The 20,354-nt window shown below is 74.1% G+C and carries 5 protein-coding genes, 1 tRNA gene and 1 pseudogene; 5 read left to right on the plus strand and 2 right to left on the minus strand.

The window, feature by feature from the left end; all coding sequences use genetic code 11:
* A complete protein-coding gene (locus ACNQS7_RS21425; protein ID WP_156770924.1) occupies window positions 1-600 on the plus strand; it encodes a putative glycolipid-binding domain-containing protein in 600 nt (199 codons plus the stop codon).
* Here ACNQS7_RS21425 and ACNQS7_RS21430 read toward each other — a convergent pair.
* Window positions 563-1,506, minus strand: a pseudogene (locus tag ACNQS7_RS21430) (prephenate dehydrogenase). The gene ACNQS7_RS21425 and the pseudogene ACNQS7_RS21430 overlap by 38 nt on opposite strands.
* Before the next feature lie 107 nt (window positions 1,507-1,613).
* Here ACNQS7_RS21430 and ACNQS7_RS21435 point away from each other — a divergent pair.
* The 3 genes from ACNQS7_RS21435 (at window position 1,614) to ACNQS7_RS21445 (ending at window position 2,709) form a co-directional block, all read left to right on the plus strand.
* Window positions 1,614-2,135: a tRNA adenosine deaminase-associated protein gene (locus ACNQS7_RS21435; protein WP_055580798.1), complete on the plus strand. Its 522-nt coding sequence runs from the start codon at window positions 1,614-1,616 to the stop codon at window positions 2,133-2,135.
* Window positions 2,135-2,593, plus strand: coding sequence for a nucleoside deaminase (locus ACNQS7_RS21440; protein ID WP_418016082.1), 459 nt, complete (start codon window positions 2,135-2,137; stop codon window positions 2,591-2,593). The genes ACNQS7_RS21435 and ACNQS7_RS21440 overlap by 1 nt, the downstream gene beginning before the upstream one ends.
* 29 nt (window positions 2,594-2,622) lie before the next feature.
* Window positions 2,623-2,709: transfer RNA gene (locus ACNQS7_RS21445), tRNA-Ser, on the plus strand.
* 116 nt (window positions 2,710-2,825) lie between these two features.
* On the opposite strand, the gene ACNQS7_RS21450 is transcribed toward ACNQS7_RS21445, so the two are convergent.
* Complete coding sequence (locus ACNQS7_RS21450; RefSeq protein WP_418014114.1) at window positions 2,826-3,056, minus strand: hypothetical protein; 231 nt, start codon at window positions 3,054-3,056, stop codon at window positions 2,826-2,828.
* Window positions 3,057-3,628: 572 nt separating this feature from the next.
* Here ACNQS7_RS21450 and ACNQS7_RS21455 point away from each other — a divergent pair.
* On the plus strand, window positions 3,629-20,314 hold the full coding sequence (locus ACNQS7_RS21455) for a PE family protein (RefSeq protein ID WP_418014115.1): 16,686 nt from the start codon (window positions 3,629-3,631) through the stop codon (window positions 20,312-20,314).
* The last annotated feature ends 40 nt before the right edge of the window (window positions 20,315-20,354 follow it).

Here is a 20,354-nt window from a genome sequence, read left to right on the forward strand (position 1 = left end):
GTGACCGCAGCCTCCTCTGATCCGACTCCAAGCGCCTGGCCGCAGATGCTGACCTGGCGTGCGCAAGACATCTCGCGCATGGAATCTGTGCGAATCCAGTTGTCAGGCAAGAGAATAAAGGCCAACGGCCGCATCGTGGCCGCGGCCACCGCCACTAATCCCGCCTTCGGCGCCTTCTACGAATTGCAGACGGACGAGAAGGGTGCCACCAAGCGGTTCGGGCTGACCGTCTCGCTTGCTGAGCGGGAACGCCAGCTCGCCATCGCCCGTGACGAAGAGAACATGTGGTTGATCACGGACCACCAGGGAGAGCGACGCTCGGCATACAACGGCGCCCTGGACGTCGACCTGGTGTTCAGCCCGTTCTTCAATGCCCTTCCGATTCGGCGGCTGGGCATCCACGAGCGGGCCGATTCGGTCGTGCTGCCGATGGTCTATGTGAACGTGCCGGAGATGACGGTCGACGCCGCCACCGTGAGCTACACCAGCGAGGGCCGGTTGGACGCGATCAAGCTGCGGTCGCCGGTGGCAGACACGACCGTGGTCGTGGACGCCGACGGCTTCATCGTCGACTATCCAGGGTTGGCAGAGCGGATCTGATCACCCCGCCGGCCCGGCCGGCCGCGGCCAGCTGCTGACGCCATCCGTCCGCGCCGACGACGACGGTGACGATGTCGGAGCGGGGAAACTCTCGTACCGCGTGCGTGCCGCGTGACCCTCGTCGACCAGCTCGGCGACCGAGCCGTTGTGCGCCAGCGACTCGCGGGCGCGGCCCAGCAGTGCGATGATGCGGTCGGTGGCCGGCGTCAGCTGGCTGGTGTTGGCTTCGCACATGGCGCGCACCAGGTCCGGTGCGGTGCCCGCGACCCGGGTGGCGTCCCGGAACGAGCCGGCGGCCAGGGCGAAGGCCAACGGGACCTCCGCGGCGGTGATCGCCAGCGCCTCGGCCAGCAGGTGCGGCAGGTGCGATATCGCGGCCGCGGCGGCGTCGTGCTCGTCGGATTTGGCGGGCACCACCACGGCGCCGCAGTCCAGGGCCAGCTCCGTCACCATCGACCACACCTGAGGGTCGACGTGGTCGTCCACGCTGACCACCCAGGGTGCCCGGTTGAACAAGCCGCCGTGACCGGCCGTCCAGCCCGAATGCGCGGTGCCCGTCATCGGATGTCCGCCGACGAAGCGCGGCAACAGGCCCGCCGCGATGACCTCGTCGAGCACCGCCTGCTTGACGCTGGTGACGTCGGTCAGTGGGCAGTCGGGGGCCGACTCGCCGATGTGCGCCAGCATGTTGGGCAGGGCCGGCATGGGCACGGCGAGCACGATCAGGGCGTCGCGCGCTGCGGCCCGGGCCAGGGTCTCGTTGAGGTCGGTGGAAGCGTCGAACCCGTCGGACCGGGCGCCGCGAAAGCCCTCGACCGAACGGTTGTAGCCGAATACTTCACGGCCCGCCCCGGTGGCGGCCCGCATGATCGAACCACCGATCAGACCCAGCCCCAGAACGCACACCGGTGTCTTCCCCACAAAGACAAGGTTGGCACAGTTCGGTCCGTAGCGGCCTGCTTGGGATGGCTTCATCTGGCCACCGGCCAGGTCAGGGACTAGCGTAGGCGGCCATGGGAGCACAACGGGCTTCAGCAGCAGGCCCGTCCACGGACACCCCCGATGGCTTCGGCGTCGCGGTCGTGCGCGAAGAGGGCAAGTGGCGCTGCGCGCCGCTGGGCCCCAAAGCGCTGACCAGTTTGTCGGCCGCCGAGACCGAACTGCGGGAGCTGCGAAGTTCCGGCGCAGTATTCGGGTTGCTGGATGTCGACGATGAATTCTTTGTCATCGTGCGTCCGGCGCCGTCCGGAACCCGGTTGCTGCTCTCCGACGCCACCGCCGCGCTGGATTACGACATCGCCGCCGAGGTGCTGGACAGCCTGGACGCCGAAATCGATCCCGACGACCTCGAGGACGCCGAACCGTTCGAGGAAGGCGACCTGGGGTTGCTGTCGGACATCGGGCTGCCCGAGGCGGTGCTGGGCGTCATCCTCGACGAGAGTGACCTGTATGCAGACGAGCAACTCGGCCGGATTGCGCGAGAGATGGGCTTCGCCGAGCAGTTGTCGGCGGTGATCGACCGTCTCGGTCGGTGATCTCTTCCGACGAAGAGCTCATTCGCGCCGCGTTGGCGGTCGCCCGGAGGGCCGGACCTCGTGATGTGCCGATCGGCGCCGTCGTCGTCGGACCCGACGGGGCCTTGTTGGCTCAGGCGGTCAATGCCCGTGAAGCCGACGGCGATCCCACCGCCCACGCCGAGATTTTGGCGCTGCGGGCGGCCGCGCGCGAGCTGGGCGACGGGTGGCGGCTGGAAGGCGCGACGCTGGCGGTCACCGTCGAACCGTGCACCATGTGCGCCGGGGCTCTGGTGCTGGCGCGGGTGGCGCGGCTGGTGTTCGGAGCGTGGGAGCCCAAGACCGGGGCGGTCGGCTCGCTGTGGGATGTGGTGCGGGATCGCCGGCTGAATCATCGACCCGAAGTCCGTGGTGGCGTGCTGGCCGCGGAGTGCGCCGCGCCGCTCGAAGAGTTCTTCGCCCGGCAGCGATTGGGGTGAGCGGCGGGTGGTTCGGTAAGCTGCTCGGCGGTGGCGTGTCCGAGCGGCCTAAGGAGCACGCCTCGAAAGCGTGTGACGGCTAAAACCGTCCGAGGGTTCAAATCCCTCCGCCACCGCTCATGTGATGTCTCAAGACATCGGATAGTCCGAACCCTCTTTAGGGTTCGGACTTTTTCTTTGGGCGTCCGGTAGGGGGTGCTGCGGGGTTGGTAGTCCCTGGTGGGGTCGAGGGTTAGCTGGCGGAGAAGTTCGCCGGTGGCGGCGTTGATGTTTCGCGGGTGCGGGCGTGGGTTCGGCCGATGCCGATGCCGATGCCGATGCCGATGCCGATGCGGTCGGAGCGGACGCGGTTGTGGGGATCTAGGCGTTGCCCGGGGGTGGCCTTGGGTCGGGCGGTGTAGCTGGTGGCGGGGTGGCGTGTCGTCTGCCCAGGTGTCACCAATGAACCCCACTCATCTGTCACCTGTGTAGTGAACCCACACATCTCTGCTACCGCGGGGGATGTCTCAGCCCGGTGTTTGATCCGGGACTCGGCTGGTGTAGGCGGTCGTAGCTGCGTCAGCCCGACTCCTTGCTGACACAACATCACTGAGTTGTGCCCATGCCCGCCATCAGCGGCCGCGTCGGCCAGTCCTCCCGAGCGGGGTGAGGCTCCTGGATCCGACGCAGCGTCTCTGTGTGCGCACCTCATATAACAGGTCACTGTCGAGGCTGCCTGAGACGGAAATGTCGTACCCGCAACATTTTCGACTTGCCTAATGCGAATTACTCTCGAAAGTGACAAAAGGAGCCCGGTATATACGGAGATTCGCCAAATCTACTGGCTGGGGAATCGACCACAAGAGAGCCACCCAAGACATCTGTGGCTCATCTGAGACAGGCAAGAAAATACCGCATAACATGGCCATCTAGCAGCACCGATGAAATTATAGTGATCTATATCGCAACGAAAAAATAATGAGTATGGTGCGCTCTGGGCGCCATTTTCCCTGGCCTTCTCTCTTCATATTGTGACCGCGACTAAGGGGTTGTCTGATGTCTTTCGTCTTCGCGTCTACGGATTCCCTGAGTGCGGCTGCTGGAAATTTGGCCACGGTCGGTGCGGGCCTGAGGCAAGCCAACCTGGCGGCTTGGGGGGCGACGGCGGAGGTGCTGCCGGCGGCGGGTGACGAGGTGTCGGCGGCGATCGCGGAGCTATTTGGTTCTCTCGGGCGGGAGTATCAAGTGGCGGGCGCGCGGGTGGCGGTCTTCCACGACGACTTCGTGCGGATGCTGACTGCGAGCGCGAGTAGCTATGGGTTTGCAGAGGCGGCCAATGTGGGGCCGTTGCAGGCTGTCGAGCAGCAGGTGTTGGGGGCGGTCAATGCTCCGACGATGGCGTTGTTGGGTCGGCCGCTGATCGGCAACGGCGTGGATGGGGCCGCGGGCACCGGGCAGGCCGGCGGGGCCGGCGGCCTCCTATGGGGCAACGGCGGCAATGGTGGATCAGGGGCAACGGGACTTAACGGCGGAGCCGGTGGGGCCGCGGGCCTCATCGGCGCTGGTGGTGTTGGCGGCGCTGGCGGCGCTGGTGCGGTCGGTATGGCGGGCGGAGTGGGTGGCGCCGGCGGCAGTGGGGGCTGGTTGTGGGGCGCTGGTGGCGCTGGTGGCGTCGGTGGCGCCGGAGGCATAGGTGGCGGATCGGGCGGCATCGCCGGCGACGGTGGCGCTGGTGGCGTCGGTGGCGTGGCGCGGTCATTGTTCTTCGGCGCCGGCGGTGCTGGTGGGGCCGGCGGCATCGGTGGTCAGGGTGGGGTTGGCATGGACAGCGCAGCACCCGGAGCTGTCGGCGGTGCTGGTGGCGCGGCCGGTAGTGGCGGTGCCGGTGGTGTCGGCGGTGGCAGCGGCTCGTTGTTGTTCGGTGCGGGCGGCGCCGGTGGAGCCGGTGGCGCCGGTGGCGTGGGTGGCACCGGCGGTACTGGCGGCGGCGGCGTTGGTCTTGGCATCGCCGCCGGGACCGGCGGCGACGGCGGCGCTGGGGGCACCGCGGGTGCGGGGGGCGCCGGTGGCACCGGTGGGCTGCTGTTGGGGAGCGCTGGCGGGCAAGGTGTTGGCGGTGCCGGTGGTGATGGTGGCGTGGGTGGCACCGGTGGTGTGGGTGGCGCCGGTGCGGACAACAGTGCGTTGGCAGGGGTGGCCGGCGGTGCCGGCGGGACCGGTGGCTTCGGCGGTGTCGGCGGCAGCGCCGGCGCGGGTGGGGCAGGTTCTGTTGCCGGGGCTGCGGGGAAGTCCGGTGATGGAGGTACTGGTGGCGCTGGTGGTGTCGGCGGTGGCGGTGGCTTCGGGGCGGCCGGTGCCGCGGACGGCGGAGCCGGGGCCGATGGCGCCGCGGGCGGTGCGGGTGGTGCCGGTGGCCTTGGTGGTGCCGCGGGCGCCGGTAGTGGTGGTGTGCAGGGCGCCGGCGGTGCCGGTGGTGATGGTGGTGTCGGCGGCATCGGTGGTGCTGGCGGCGCCGGGACCGACAACAGTGCTCTGGAAGGCGTGGCCGGCGGTGCCGGCGGGACCGGTGGTGTCGGCGGGGTGGGCGGTGACGCCGGTGCCGGTGGGGCCGGGTCGACCTTCGGTGCCGGCGGTAAGTCCGGTGATGGCGGTGTCGGCGGTATCGGTGGGGTCGGCGGTGCGGGTGGCTTCGGTGCGGTCGGTGCCGGTGCCGGGCTGACCGGCGGCGTGGGTGCGGCTGGCGGTGACGGCGGCTCCGGTGGTGCGGGTGGCGCGGCGGGTGCCGGTGTCGGTGGTGTGCAAGGTGCCGGCGGGCAGGGCGGTGACGGTGGTGTGGGCGGCACGGGCGGTATAGGTGCGGCGGGTATCGATAACAGTCTCAACCAGGGTCTTTATGGCGGCCAGGGCGGCGACGGCGGCAGCGGTGGGGTGGGCGGTAATGCCGGTGCCGGCGGCGCCGGGTCGGTGACAGGGGCCGCCGGTGACTCCGGTGATGGGGGCACCGGTGGCGCTGGTGGTGTCGGTGGCGCGGGTGGCTTCGGTGCTGTCGGTGCCGTGGGTGGTGGGCTCGGCAGCGACGGTGCGGCCGGTGGTCAGGGTGGTGCCGGTGGCCTTGGTGGTGCCGCGGGTGTCGGTAGTGGTGGTGTGCAGGGTGCCGGCGGTGCCGGTGGTGATGGTGGTGTCGGTGGCACGGGCGGTGCTGGTGGCGCGGGCCTCGACAACAGTGGCGTGGAAGGGGTGGCCGGCGGCGTTGGCGGCACCGGTGGTGTCGGCGGGGTGGGCGGTAACGCCGGTGCCGGTGGCGCCGGGTCGGTGACCGGTGCGGACGGTCAGTCCGGTGATGGCGGCACTGGTGGCGCCGGTGGGGTCGGCGGCGGCGGTGGCTTCGGCGCGGCCGGGGCTGCGGGTGGTGGGCTCGGCAGTGACGGCGCGGCCGGTGGTGCCGGTGGTGCCGGGGGACTTGGTGGTGCCGCGGGTGTCGGCAGTGGCGGTGTGCAGGGTGCCGGCGGTGCCGGTGGCACGGGCGGTGTCGGCGGCACGGGCGGTGCTGGTGGCGCCGGCACCGACAACAGCGCTCTGGAAGGGGTGGCCGGCGGGGTCGGCGGCACCGGCGGTGCCGGCGGGCAGGGCGGTGACGCCGGTGCCGGTGGCGCCGGGTCCAGCGTGGGTGCGGACGGCAAGTCAGGTGATGGTGGTACTGGTGGCGCCGGTGGGGTGGGCGGCGGCGGTGGCTTCGGCGCGGCCGCGACCAGTGCGGGGGCGACCGGCGGCGTGGGCGCTGCTGGTGGTGACGGCGGTCTTGGTGGTGCCGGTGGCGCCGCGGGTGCCGGTCTCGGCGGCACCCAGGGTGTCGGCGGTGCCGGTGGCGACGGTGGTGTGGGCGGTCAGGGCGGCACCGGTGCCGCCGGTATCGATAACAGCCTCAACCAAGGACTGTATGGCGGCCAGGGCGGCGACGGCGGCAGCGGTGGGGTGGGCGGTAATGCCGGTGCCGGCGGCGTCGGGTCGGTGACCGGTGCGGACGGTGACTCCGGTGATGGTGGTACTGGTGGCGCCGGTGGGGTCGGCGGTGGCGGTGGCTTCGGCGCGGCCGGGGCTGCGGGTGGTGGGCTCGGCAGCGACGGCGCGGCCGGCGGTGCCGGTGGTGCCGGTGGACTTGGTGGTGCCGCGGGTGTCGGTAGTGGTGGTGTGCAGGGTGCCGGCGGTGCCGGTGGTGATGGTGGTGTCGGCGGCACTGGCGGTGCTGGTGGCGCCGGGACCGACAACAGTGCGCTGGAAGGGGTGGCCGGCGGGGTCGGCGGCACCGGTGGTGTCGGCGGGGTGGGCGGTAACGCCGGTGCCGGCGGGGCCGGGTCCAGCGTGGGTGCGGACGGCAAGTCAGGTGATGGTGGCACTGGTGGCGCCGGTGGGGTCGGCGGCGGCGGTGGCTTCGGCGCGGCCGCGACCAGTGCGGGGGCGACCGGCGCCGTGGGCGCTGCTGGTGGTGACGGCGGTCTTGGTGGTGCCGGTGGCGCCGCGGGCGCCGGTCTCGGCGGCACCCAGGGTGTCGGCGGTGTCGGTGGTGACGGTGGTGTGGGCGGCACGGGCGGTATAGGTGCGGCGGGTATCGATAACAGTCTCAACCAGGGTCTGTATGGCGGCCAGGGCGGCGACGGCGGCAGTGGTGGGGTGGGCGGTAATGCCGGTGCCGGCGGCGGCGGGTCGGTGACGGGGGCGGACGGTGACTCCGGTGATGGTGGTGTCGGTGGCGCTGGTGGTGTCGGTGGCGCGGGTGGCTTCGGTGCTGTCGGTGCCGTGGGTGGTGGGCTCGGCAGTGACGGCGCGGCCGGTGGCCTTGGTGGTGCCGGTGGCCTTGGTGGTGCCGCGGGTGTCGGTAGTGGTGGTGTGCAGGGTGCCGGCGGTGCCGGTGGTGATGGTGGTGTCGGCGGTGTCGGTGGTGTTGGTGGCGCCGGGACCGACAACAGTGCTCTGGAAGGCGTGGCCGGCGGGGTCGGCGGCACCGGTGGTGCCGGCGGGCAAGGCGGTAACGCCGGTGCCGGTGGGGCCGGGTCCAGCGTGGGTGCGGACGGCAAGTCCGGTGATGGCGGTACTGGTGGCGCCGGTGGGGTGGGCGGCGGCGGTGGCTTCGGCGCGGCCGCGACCAGTGCGGGGGCGACCGGCGGCGTGGGCGCTGCTGGTGGTGACGGCGGTCTTGGTGGTGCCGGTGGCGCCGCGGGCGCCGGTCTCGGCGGCACCCAGGGCGCCGGCGGTGCCGGTGGCGACGGTGGTGTGGGCGGTAAGGGCGGCACCGGTGCCGCCGGTATTGATAACAGTCTCAACCAGGGTCTGTATGGCGGCCAGGGCGGCGACGGCGGCAGTGGTGGGGTGGGCGGTAATGCCGGTGCCGGCGGCGGCGGGTCGGTGACGGGGGCGGACGGTGACTCCGGTGATGGTGGTGTCGGTGGCGCTGGTGGTGTCGGTGGCGCGGGTGGCTTCGGTGCTGTCGGTGCCGTGGGTGGTGGGCTCGGCAGTGACGGCGCGGCCGGTGGTGCCGGTGGTGCCGGTGGCCTTGGTGGTGCCGCGGGTGTCGGTAGTGGTGGTGTGCAGGGTGCCGGCGGTGCCGGTGGTGATGGTGGTGTCGGTGGCACGGGCGGTGCTGGTGGCGCGGGCCTGGACAACAGTGGCGTGGAAGGGGTGGCCGGCGGCGTTGGCGGCACCGGTGGTGTCGGTGGGGTGGGCGGTAACGCCGGTGCCGGTGGCGCCGGGTCGGTGACCGGTGCGGACGGTCAGTCCGGTGATGGTGGTATCGGTGGCGCCGGTGGGGTCGGCGGCGGCGGTGGCTTCGGCGCGGCCGGGGTTGCGGGTGGTGGGCTCGGCAGCGATGGCGCGGCCGGTGGTGCCGGTGGTGCCGGTGGTCTTGGTGGTGCCGCGGGTGTCGGTAGTGGTGGTGTGCAGGGTGCCGGCGGTGCCGGTGGTGATGGTGGTGTCGGTGGCACGGGCGGTGCTGGTGGCGCGGGCCTGGACAACAGTGGCGTGGAAGGGGTGGCCGGCGGGGTCGGCGGCACCGGTGGTGCCGGCGGGCAAGGCGGTAACGCCGGTGCCGGCGGGGCCGGGTCCAGCGTGGGTGCGGACGGCAAGTCCGGTGATGGCGGCACCGGTGGCACCGGTGGTGTCGGTGGTGCGGGTGGCTTCGGTGCGGCCGCGACCAGTGCGGGGGCGACCGGCGGCGTGGGCGCTGCTGGTGGTGACGGCGGTCTTGGTGGTGCCGGTGGCGCCGCGGGCGCCGGGGCCGGCGGGGTCCAGGGCGTCGGCGGTGTCGGTGGTGATGGTGGTGTCGGCGGCACGGGTGGCACCGGTGCCGTGGGTATCGATAACAGCGCCAACCAGGGATTGTTCGGTGGTCAGGGGGGTGACGGTGGCGCCGGCGGTCAGGGCGGTAACGCCGGTGCCGGTGGGGCCGGGTCCAGCGTGGGTGCCGACGGCAAGTCCGGCAACGGTGGTGTCGGTGGCACCGGTGGTGTCGGTGGTGCGGGTGGCTTCGGTGTGGCCGGGGTCAACGCCGGCGACGCCGGTGGTGTCGGTGCGGCCGGTGGTCAGGGCGGTGCCGGTGGTGTCGGTGGCGCCGCGGGTGTCGGGGCCGGCGGGGTCCAGGGCGTCGGCGGTGCCGGTGGTGATGGTGGTGTCGGCGGCACGGGTGGCACCGGTGCCGTGGGTATCGATAACAGCGCCAACCAGGGATTGTTCGGCGGTCAGGGGGGTGACGGTGGCGCCGGCGGTCAGGGCGGTAACGCCGGCGCCGGTGGGGCCGGGTCCAGCGTGGGTGCGGACGGCAAGTCCGGTGATGGCGGTACCGGTGGCACCGGTGGTGTCGGTGGTGCGGGTGGCTTCGGTGTGGCCGGGGTCAACGCCGGCGACGCCGGTGGTGTCGGTGCGGCCGGTGGTCAGGGCGGTGCCGGTGGTGTCGGTGGCGCCGCGGGTGTCGGGGCCGGCGGGGTCCAGGGCGTCGGCGGTGTCGGTGGTGACGGTGGTGTGGGCGGTCAGGGCGGCACCGGTGCCGTGGGTATCGATAACAGCGCCAACCAGGGATTGTTCGGCGGTCAGGGCGGTGACGGTGGCGCCGGCGGTCAGGGCGGTAACGCCGGTGCCGGTGGGGCCGGGTCCAGCGTGGGTGCCGACGGCAAGTCCGGTGATGGCGGTACCGGTGGCACCGGTGGGGTCGGTGGTGCGGGTGGCTTCGGTGCGGTCGGGGTCAACGCCGGCGACGCAGGTGGTGTCGGTGCGGCCGGTGGTCAGGGCGGTGCCGGTGGTGTCGGTGGCGCCGCGGGCGCCGGGAGTGGTGGTGTGCAGGGCGCCGGCGGTGCCGGTGGTGACGGCGGTGTCGGCGGTGTCGGTGGTGTTGGTGGCGCCGGGACCGACAACAGTGCTCTGCAAGGAGTGGCCGGCGGGGTCGGCGGCACCGGCGGTGCCGGCGGGCAAGGCGGTAACGCCGGCGCCGGTGGGGCCGGGTCGGTAACCGGTGCGGACGGCAAGTCCGGTGATGGCGGCACCGGTGGCACCGGTGGTGTCGGTGGTGCGGGTGGCTTCGGTGCGGCCGGGGTCAACGCCGGCGACGCGGGCGGTGTCGGTGCGGCCGGTGGTCAGGGCGGTGCCGGTGGTGTCGGTGGCGCCGCGGGCGCCGGGGCCGGCGGGGTCCAGGGCGCCGGCGGTGTCGGTGGTGACGGTGGTGTCGGCGGCACGGGCGGCACCGGTGCCGTGGGTATCGACAACAGCGCCAACCAGGGATTGTTCGGCGGGCAGGGCGGCGACGGTGGCGCCGGCGGTCAGGGCGGTAACGCCGGTGCCGGTGGGGCCGGGTCCAGCGTGGGTGCGGACGGCAAGTCGGGCACTGGTGGTGTCGGTGGCACCGGTGGTGTCGGTGGTGCGGGTGGCTTCGGTGCGGTCGGGGTCAACGCCGGCGACGCGGGTGGTGTCGGTGCGGCCGGTGGTCAGGGTGGTGCCGGTGGTGTCGGTGGCGCCGCGGGTGTCGGGGCCGGCGGGGTCCAGGGCGTCGGCGGTGTCGGTGGTGATGGTGGTGTCGGCGGTACGGGCGGCACCGGTGCCGTGGGTATCGATAACAGCGCCAACCAGGGATTGTTCGGCGGGCAGGGTGGTGACGGTGGCGCCGGCGGTCAGGGCGGTAACGCCGGTGCCGGTGGGGCCGGGTCCAGCGTGGGTGCCGACGGCAAGTCGGGCACTGGTGGTGTCGGTGGCACCGGTGGTGTCGGTGGTGCGGGTGGCTTCGGTGCGGCCGGGGTCAACGCCGGCGACGCGGGCGGGGTCGGTGCGGCCGGTGGTCAGGGCGGTGCCGGTGGTGTCGGTGGCGCCGCGGGTGTCGGGGCCGGCGGGGTCCAGGGCGCTGGCGGTGTGGGTGGTGATGGTGGTGTCGGCGGCACGGGCGGCACCGGTAGCGCGGGTATCGATAACAGCGCCAACCAGGGATTGTCCGGCGGTCAGGGCGGCGACGGTGGTGCCGGCGGGGTGGGCGGTAACGCCGGCGCCGGTGGGGCCGGGTCCAGCGTCGGTGCGGACGGCAAGTCCGGTGATGGCGGTACCGGTGGCACCGGCGGTGTCGGTGGCGCCGGTGGTCAGGGTATTGGCGGGGCGCCCGAGGGCGGAGCCGGGTTTGCCGGGGCTGCTGGCGGGGCCGGTGGTCAGGGTGGTGCTGGTGGCGCGGCCGGTGCCGGTGTCGGTGGTGTGCAGGGTGCCGGCGGTGCTGGTGGTGACGGCGGTGTGGGCGGTAAGGGCGGCTTCGGTGGCGCCGGCACCGACAACAGTGCTCTGCAAGGAGTCGCCGGCGGGGTCGGCGGCACCGGCGGTGCCGGCGGTCAGGGCGGTAACGCCGGTGCCGGTGGGGCCGGGTCCAGCGTGGGTGCGGACGGCAAGTCCGGTGATGGCGGCCTGGGTGGCACCGGCGGTGTGGGTGGCGCGGGTGGTCAGGGTATTGGCGGGGCGCCCGACGGTGGAGCCGGGTTTGCCGGGGCTGCTGGCGGGGCCGGTGGTCAGGGTGGTGCTGGTGGCGCGGCCGGTGCCGGCAGCGGTGGTGTGCAGGGTGCCGGCGGTGCTGGTGGTGACGGCGGTGTGGGCGGTAAGGGCGGCTTCGGTGGCGCCGGCACCGACAACAGCGCTCTGCAAGGGGTGGCCGGCGGGGTCGGCGGCACCGGCGGCGCCGGCGGTCAGGGCGGTGACGCCGGCGCCGGTGGGGCCGGGTCGGTGACCGGTGCGGACGGCAAGTCCGGTGATGGCGGCACCGGTGGCACCGGTGGTGTCGGTGGTGCGGGTGGCTTCGGTGCGGCCGGGGTCAACGCCGGCGACGCCGGCGGGGTCGGTGCGGCCGGTGGTCAGGGCGGTGCCGGTGGTGTCGGTGGCGCCGCGGGCGCCGGTCTCGGCGGCACCCAGGGCGCCGGCGGTGTCGGTGGCGACGGTGGTGTGGGCGGTCAGGGCGGCACCGGTGCCGCCGGTATCGATAACAGCCTCAACCAAGGACTGTATGGCGGCCAGGGCGGCGACGGCGGCAGCGGCGGTCAGGGCGGTAACGCCGGTGCCGGTGGCGCCGGGTCCAGCGTCGGTGCGGACGGCAAGTCCGGTGATGGCGGTACCGGTGGCACCGGTGGTGTGGGTGGTGCGGGTGGCTTCGGTGCGGCCGGGGTCAACGCCGGCGACGCGGGCGGTGTCGGTGCGGCCGGTGGTCAGGGCGGTGCCGGTGGTGTCGGTGGCGCCGCGGGCGCCGGGGCCGGCGGGGTCCAGGGCGCCGGCGGCGTCGGTGGTGATGGTGGTGTCGGCGGCACGGGCGGCACCGGTGCCGTGGGTATCGATAACAGCGCCAACCAGGGATTGTCCGGCGGTCAGGGCGGCGTCGGTGGTGCCGGCGGGGTGGGCGGTAACGCCGGTGCCGGTGGGGCCGGGTCGGTGACCGGTGCGGACGGCACGTCCGGTGATGGCGGTACCGGTGGCACCGGCGGTGTCGGTGGCGCCGGTGGTCAGGGTATTGGCGGGGCGCCCGAGGGCGGAGCCGGGTTTGCCGGGGCTGCTGGCGGGGCCGGTGGTCAGGGTGGTGCTGGTGGCGCGGCCGGTGCCGGTGTCGGTGGTGTGCAGGGTGCCGGCGGTGCTGGTGGTGACGGCGGTGTGGGCGGTAAGGGCGGCTTCGGTGGCGCCGGCACCGACAACAGTGCTCTGCAAGGAGTCGCCGGCGGGGTCGGCGGCACCGGCGGTGCCGGGGGGCAAGGCGGTAACGCCGGTGCCGGTGGCGCCGGGTCCAGCGTCGGTGCGGACGGCAAGTCGGGCACTGGTGGTGTCGGTGGCACCGGTGGTGTCGGTGGTGCGGGTGGCTTCGGTGCGGTCGGGGTCAACGCCGGCGACGCGGGTGGTGTCGGTGCGGCCGGTGGTCAGGGTGGTGCCGGTGGTGTCGGTGGCGCCGCGGGTGTCGGGGCCGGCGGGGTCCAGGGCGTCGGCGGTGTCGGTGGTGATGGTGGTGTCGGCGGTACGGGCGGCACCGGTGCCGTGGGTATCGATAACAGCGCCAACCAGGGATTGTTCGGCGGGCAGGGTGGTGACGGTGGCGCCGGCGGTCAGGGCGGTAACGCCGGTGCCGGTGGGGCCGGGTCCAGCATGGGTGCCGACGGCAAGTCGGGCACTGGTGGTGTCGGTGGCACCGGTGGTGTCGGTGGTGCGGGTGGCTTCGGTGCGGCCGGGGTCAACGCCGGCGACGCGGGCGGGGTCGGTGCGGCCGGTGGTCAGGGCGGTGCCGGTGGTGTCGGTGGCGCCGCGGGTGTCGGGGCCGGCGGGGTCCAGGGCGCTGGCGGTGTGGGTGGTGATGGTGGTGTCGGCGGCACGGGCGGCACCGGTAGCGCGGGTATCGATAACAGCGCCAACCAGGGATTGTCCGGCGGTCAGGGCGGCGACGGTGGTGCCGGCGGGGTGGGCGGTAACGCCGGCGCCGGTGGGGCCGGGTCGGTGACCGGTGCGGACGGCAAGTCCGGTGATGGCGGCACCGGTGGCACCGGCGGTGTCGGTGGCGCCGGTGGTCAGGGTATTGGCGGGGCGCCCGAGGGCGGAGCCGGGTTTGCCGGGGCTGCTGGCGGGGCCGGTGGTCAGGGTGGTGCTGGTGGCGCGGCCGGTGCCGGTGTCGGTGGTGTGCAGGGTGCCGGCGGTGCTGGTGGTGACGGCGGTGTGGGCGGTAAGGGCGGCTTCGGTGGCGCCGGCACCGACAACAGTGCTCTGCAAGGAGTCGCCGGCGGGGTCGGCGGCACCGGCGGTGCCGGCGGTCAGGGCGGTAACGCCGGTGCCGGTGGGGCCGGGTCCAGCGTGGGTGCGGACGGCAAGTCCGGTGATGGCGGCCTGGGTGGCACCGGCGGTGTGGGTGGCGCGGGTGGTCAGGGTATTGGCGGGGCGCCCGACGGTGGAGCCGGGTTTGCCGGGGCTGCTGGCGGGGCCGGTGGTCAGGGTGGTGCTGGTGGCGCGGCCGGTGCCGGCAGCGGTGGTGTGCAGGGTGCCGGCGGTGCTGGTGGTGACGGCGGTGTGGGCGGTAAGGGCGGCTTCGGTGGCGCCGGCACCGACAACAGCGCTCTGCAAGGGGTGGCCGGCGGGGTCGGCGGCACCGGCGGCGCCGGCGGTCAGGGCGGTGACGCCGGCGCCGGTGGGGCCGGGTCGGTGACCGGTGCGGACGGCAAGTCCGGTGATGGCGGCACCGGTGGCACCGGTGGTGTCGGTGGTGCGGGTGGCTTCGGTGCGGCCGGGGTCAACGCCGGCGACGCCGGCGGGGTCGGTGCGGCCGGTGGTCAGGGCGGTGCCGGTGGTGTCGGTGGCGCCGCGGGCGCCGGTCTCGGCGGCACCCAGGGCGCCGGCGGTGTCGGTGGTGACGGTGGTGTCGGCGGCACGGGTGGCACCGGTGCCGTGGGTATCGACAACAGCGCCAACCAGGGATTGTTCGGCGGGCAGGGTGGTGACGGTGGCGCCGGCGGGGTGGGCGGTAACGCCGGTGCCGGTGGGGCCGGGTCCAGCGTGGGTGCGGACGGCAAGTCGGGCACTGGCGGTGTCGGTGGCACCGGTGGTGTGGGTGGTGCGGGTGGCTTCGGTGCGGCCGGGGTCAACGCCGGCGACGCCGGTGGTGTCGGTGCGGCCGGTGGTCAGGGCGGTGCCGGTGGTGTCGGTGGCGCCGCGGGCGCCGGTCTCGGCGGCACCCAGGGCGCCGGCGGTGTCGGTGGCGACGGTGGTGTCGGCGGCACGGGCGGCACCGGTGCCGTGGGTATCGATAACAGCGCCAACCAGGGATTGTTCGGCGGTCAGGGCGGCGACGGTGGCGCCGGCGGTCAGGGCGGTAACGCCGGCGCCGGTGGGGCCGGGTCCAGCGTGGGTGCCGACGGCAAGTCCGGTGATGGCGGTACCGGTGGCACCGGTGGTGTCGGTGGTGCGGGTGGCTTCGGTGTGGCCGGGGTCAACGCCGGCGACGCGGGTGGCGTCGGTGCGGCCGGTGGTCAGGGCGGTGCCGGTGGTGTCGGTGGCGCCGCGGGTGTCGGGGCCGGCGGGGTCCAGGGCGTCGGCGGTGCCGGTGGTGACGGTGGTGTCGGCGGTGTCGGTGGTGTTGGTGGCGCCGGTACCGACAACAGTGCTCTGCAAGGAGTGGCCGGCGGGGTCGGCGGCACCGGCGGTGCCGGCGGGCAAGGCGGTAACGCCGGCGCCGGTGGCGCCGGGTCCAGCGTGGGTGCGGACGGCAAGTCCGGTGATGGCGGCCTGGGTGGCACCGGTGGTGTGGGTGGCGCGGGTGGCTTCGGTGCTGTCGGGGTCAACGCCGGCGACGCGGGTGGTGTCGGTGCGGCCGGTGGTCAGGGCGGTGCCGGTGGTGTCGGTGGCGCCGCAGGTGCCGGTCTCGGCGGCACCCAGGGCGCCGGCGGTGCCGGTGGCGACGGCGGTGTGGGCGGTCAGGGCGGCACCGGTGCCGCCGGTATCGATAACAGCCTCAACCAAGGACTGTATGGCGGCCAGGGCGGCGACGGCGGCAGCGGCGGTCAGGGCGGTAACGCCGGCGCCGGCGGCGCCGGGTCGGTGACAGGGGCCGCCGGTGACTCCGGTGATGGCGGTACCGGTGGCACCGGCGGTGTGGGTGGTGCGGGTGGCTTCGGTGCGGCCGGGGTCAACGCCGGCGACGCCGGTGGGGTCGGTGCGGCCGGTGGTCAGGGCGGTGCCGGTGGTGTCGGTGGCGCGGCGGGTGTCGGGGCCGGCGGGGTCCAGGGCGTCGGCGGTGTCGGTGGTGACGGCGGTGTGGGCGGCACGGGCGGCACCGGTGCCGTGGGTATCGATAACAGCGCCAACCAGGGATTGTTCGGCGGTCAGGGCGGCGACGGTGGTGCCGGCGGGGTGGGCGGTAACGCCGGTGCCGGTGGGGCCGGGTCCAGCGTGGGTGCCGACGGCAAGTCCGGTGATGGTGGTACTGGTGGCACCGGTGGGGTCGGTGGTGCGGGTGGCTTCGGTGCGGCCGGGGTCAACGCCGGCGACGCCGGTGGGGTCGGTGCGGCCGGTGGTCAGGGCGGTGCCGGTGGTGTCGGTGGCGCGGCCGGTGCCGGTAGTGGTGGTGTGCAGGGTGCCGGCGGCCAGGGTGGTGACGGCGGTGTCGGCGGTGTCGGTGGTGTTGGTGGCGCCGGCACCGACAACAGTGCTCTGCAAGGGGTGGCCGGCGGTGCCGGCGGGACCGGTGGTGCCGGCGGGCAAGGCGGTAACGCCGGTGCCGGTGGGGCCGGGTCCAGCGTGGGTGCGGACGGCAAGTCGGGCACTGGTGGCACCGGTGGCACCGGTGGTGTGGGTGGTGCGGGTGGCTTCGGTGCGGTCGGGGTCAACGCCGGCGACGCGGGTGGTGTCGGTGCGGCCGGTGGTCAGGGCGGTGCCGGTGGTGTCGGTGGCGCCGCGGGCGCCGGTGTCGGTGGCACCCAGGGCGCTGGCGGTGTCGGTGGTGACGGCGGTGAGGGCGGTACGGGCGGCACCGGTGCCGCGGGTATCGATAACAGCGCCAACCAGGGATTGTTCGGCGGTCAGGGTGGTGACGGTGGTGCCGGCGGGGTGGGCGGTAACGCCGGCGCCGGCGGCGCTGGGTCGGTGACCGGTGCGGACGGCAAGTCGGGCACTGGTGGTGTCGGTGGCACCGGTGGTGTCGGTGGTGCAGGTGGCTTCGGTGCGGCCGGGGTCAACGCCGGCGACGCGGGCGGGGTCGGTGCGGCCGGTGGTCAGGGCGGTGCCGGTGGTGTCGGGGGCGCGGCGGGTGTCGGGGCCGGCGGGGTCCAGGGCGCCGGCGGTGTGGGTGGTGATGGTGGTGTCGGCGGCACGGGCGGCACCGGTAGCGCGGGTATCGACAACAGCGCCAACCAGGGATTGTCCGGCGGTCAGGGCGGCGACGGTGGTGCCGGCGGGGTGGGCGGTAACGCCGGTGCCGGTGGGGCCGGGTCCACCGCGGGCGCGGTCGGCAAGTCCGGCACCGGTGGCGTGGGCGGCACCGGCGGTGTTGGCGGAGCCGGAGGTAACGGCGTTAGCGGTGTCGGTGCGGGCACTGTCGGTGGTGCTGCTGGTGCCGGGGGCGCCGGCGGCGCTGCTGGCGCCGGTGGTCTGGCGGGTGCTGTTGGTACCGGAGGCGCCGTAGGAAGCGCGGGCGTCGGCGGTGCTGGCGGTGCTGGTGGCGCTGGTGGCGCTGGTGATAACGCGAGTGCGCCCGGGCAGGCCGGATTTGCCGGCGGTGCGGGCGGTGCTGGCGGGGCCGGCGGCGCCGCCGGGGCCGGCGGCGTCAACGGGGCCGGCGGTGATGGCGGCAATGGTGGTGCTGGCGGCGCCGGGGCCGCTAGCGCGGCAACGGCCGGTGCCGGTGGTGCCGGCGGCAATGGTGGTGCTGGCGGTGCCGGTGGCAACGGTGCCGGCGGCGTGGGTGTCGATGGAGATGGCGGAAACGGAGGTAGCGGCGGTAAGGGTGGTATCGGCCTGAGCGGCGGCTTCGGGACCGGCGCAGTTGGAGGCAACGGAGGTGCCGGCGGTGTGGGCGGCAGCGGAGGTGATTCCGGTGGCGCCAGTGGTGTCAACGGCGATGGTGGCGCCGGTGGGGCCGGCGGTATAGGTGGGGCTGGTGGCTCCAGCACGACCGTGACGGGCGCGGCTGGCCGCGGCGGCGACGGGGGTGGGGGTGGCAACGCGGGCTTTGGCCTTGGCGCCGGAGGTAAGGGCGGAAATGGCGGTGGGGGCGGGGCCGGAGATGGCGGTGGCGCGGGTATCGATGGCAGCGGCGCTGCCGGTGCTCGCGGCGGCGACGGCGGCGCGGGCGGATTCGGCGGCGCTGGCGGGGTCCTCGGCATCGGTGGCGACGGTGGCGACGGCGGTGCCGCCGGTGTCGGCGGCGCTGGCGCCCAGGGCGCCAGTGGTGTCAACGGAGGCAATGGTGGTGCTGGCGGGACCGGTGGTCTAGCGGGTGCCGCCGGTGGCGGCGGTACCTCGGGGGCATGGGGTAAGGGCGGCGCAGGCGGTGTCGGCGGTGCCGGTGGTGCCGGCGCGCACGGTATTGCTGGTGTCAATCCCGGTGACTCGGGTACGGCCGCATCGGGTGGCGGTACAGGTGGTGCCGGTGGTGCCGGTGGCGGCGGCATTACATCCTTTAACGCCAACGGCGACGGCGGTGCTGGCGGTGCTGGCGGTGCTGGCGGCAATGGCGGTGCTGGCGCCAGCGGTATCGGTGCTGGTGTGGCGGGCGGTAACGGTGGTTCCGGTGGAACCGGCGGCGCGGCGGGTGCTGGCGGCGCGGCGGGGACCGGTGGCTCCGGTGGTAACGCCGGTAGCGCCGGTGCGGTGGGCAATGGTGGCGCCGGCGGTGCCGGTGGGGCTGGTGACAACGGTGCTGCAGTCGGCGCGGGCCAGTCCGGCAAAGACGGGTTCGCTGGTGGTGCTGGTGGCGCGGGTGGCAGTGCCGGTGCGGGCGGTGTTAACGGCGCCGGCGGTGCCGGTGGTGCTGGTGGAAACGGCAGTGCCGGTGGCGACAGTGCGCTCGTCGGCGGCGCTGGTGGAAATGGCGGTCAGGGTGGTGCTGGCGGCGCGGCCGGTGGCGGCGCCGGTGCCGCGGGTTCGGTCGGTGCCGGCGGTAAAGGTGGCTCAGGTGGGGCCGGCGGTGCCGGGTTGAGTGCCGGGTTCAACACCGGCGCGGCCGGTGGTACTGGCGGTGCGGGTGGGACCGGTGGCGCCGGCGGTAATTCCGGTGGCATAGGCGGCCTCAACGGCAGCGGCGGTGACGGCGGGGCCGGTGGTGGCGGCGGTGCCGGTGGCTCCAGTACGGGCATAGCCGGCGTCGGCGGCGCCGGTGGTACCGGCGGGAATGGCGGCGCTGCAGGAACCGGTCTCGGTACTGCCGGCAACGGTGGTGACGCCGGTAACGGCGGTGCCGGTGGTGGCGGCGGCGCCGGTATCGATGGCAGCGGCACCGTTGGTGCCGCGGGTGGTGCTGGCGGCAAGGGTGGCGTCGGCGGACAGGCCACTAATGCTGCCGGCATCGCCGGCGACGGTGGCAAGGGCGGAGCCGGAGGCAATGGCGGAGCTGGCGCTAACGGCAGCAACGGCGGTCTCGGTGCCGCCGGTGGAGGGGCCGGCGGCACCGGCGGGGCCGCCGGGGCCGGCGGTGACGGTGGAGGAATCGGCGGACGCAACGGTGACGGTGGCAACGGCGGTGTCGGGGGCCGCGGTGGCGACTCCGTGCTCCCCCCAAGTGGCATCCGTCAGAACGGTGCCAACGGTGGAACCGGCGGTGCGGCAGGATCGGCCGGTTCCAACGGCTCTAGTGCCGCAGGCAATGCCGGCCAAGGAGGCACCGGCGGCGACGGTGGCAACGGAAGCGTGGGCGGCGCCGGAGCCAACGGTGCCAGCCCAGGAGCTAACGGCAGCTTTGGCTCCCAAGGCGGCAATGGTGGCCAGGGCGGTGCGGGCGGCGCCGGTGTCAATGGTGTCGGCGGCGGTAACGGCGGCAAAGGTGGCGCCGGTGGCACCGGTGGTGTCGGTGGTGCCGGCGCGGCGGGCAGCGACGGAATCAATCCCCAGGCTGGCGGCGCCGGTGGTACCGGCGGCTCGGGCGGTTTCGCCGGGGCAGGTGGTGCCGGTACCGATGGCGGGGCCACCGGCGCCACTGGAACCTATGGCAACGGCGGCGTCGGAGGTGCGGGCGGTAACGCTGGTCACCCGACGACGGCCGGTGGCCAGACCGGCGTTGTCGGCGGCAACGGCGGCGCGGGTGGCTTTGCATTCGGCAACGGTGTGGGCGGTGCCGGAGGTCAAGGCGGTACCGGCGGCAACGGCGGCAGTGGAGCGATCTTCATCAACGGCGGAGCCGCAGGCGCGGGTGGAGCCGGTGGTACCGGTGGTGGGACCGAATGGGGCGTCGGCGGTGTCGGCGGCACCGGCGGCACGGGTGGTATCGGCGGTAACGGCGACACGATCTTCACCTCCGGTGGTCCCGGTGGTGCGGGGGGTCGAGCGGGCGACGGTGGTAGCGCCACCTTAGGCGGTAACGGCGGTGCCGGCGGTACCGGCGGGGTCGGTGGCTTGGGCGGCGACGGCAAGCAGGGTGGAGCGGGCGGGAACGGTGGAAATGGCGGCAACGGCGGCACAGGAGTCGTCGGCGGTAACGGCGGTGCCGGCGGGTCCGGCGGCACCGGTGGAAAGGGCGCGGGTGGAAGTCCTTCCGATCCCGGCGCTCCCGGTCAACCAGGTCTGCCTGGATGAGCGAATTCACTCAAAACGAAAACCTCGAGCGTAAAGGGGA

This window comes from Mycobacterium sp. 23 (assembly GCF_048287075.1).
Classification (GTDB): Bacteria; Actinomycetota; Actinomycetes; order Mycobacteriales; family Mycobacteriaceae; genus Mycobacterium; species Mycobacterium gordonae_B.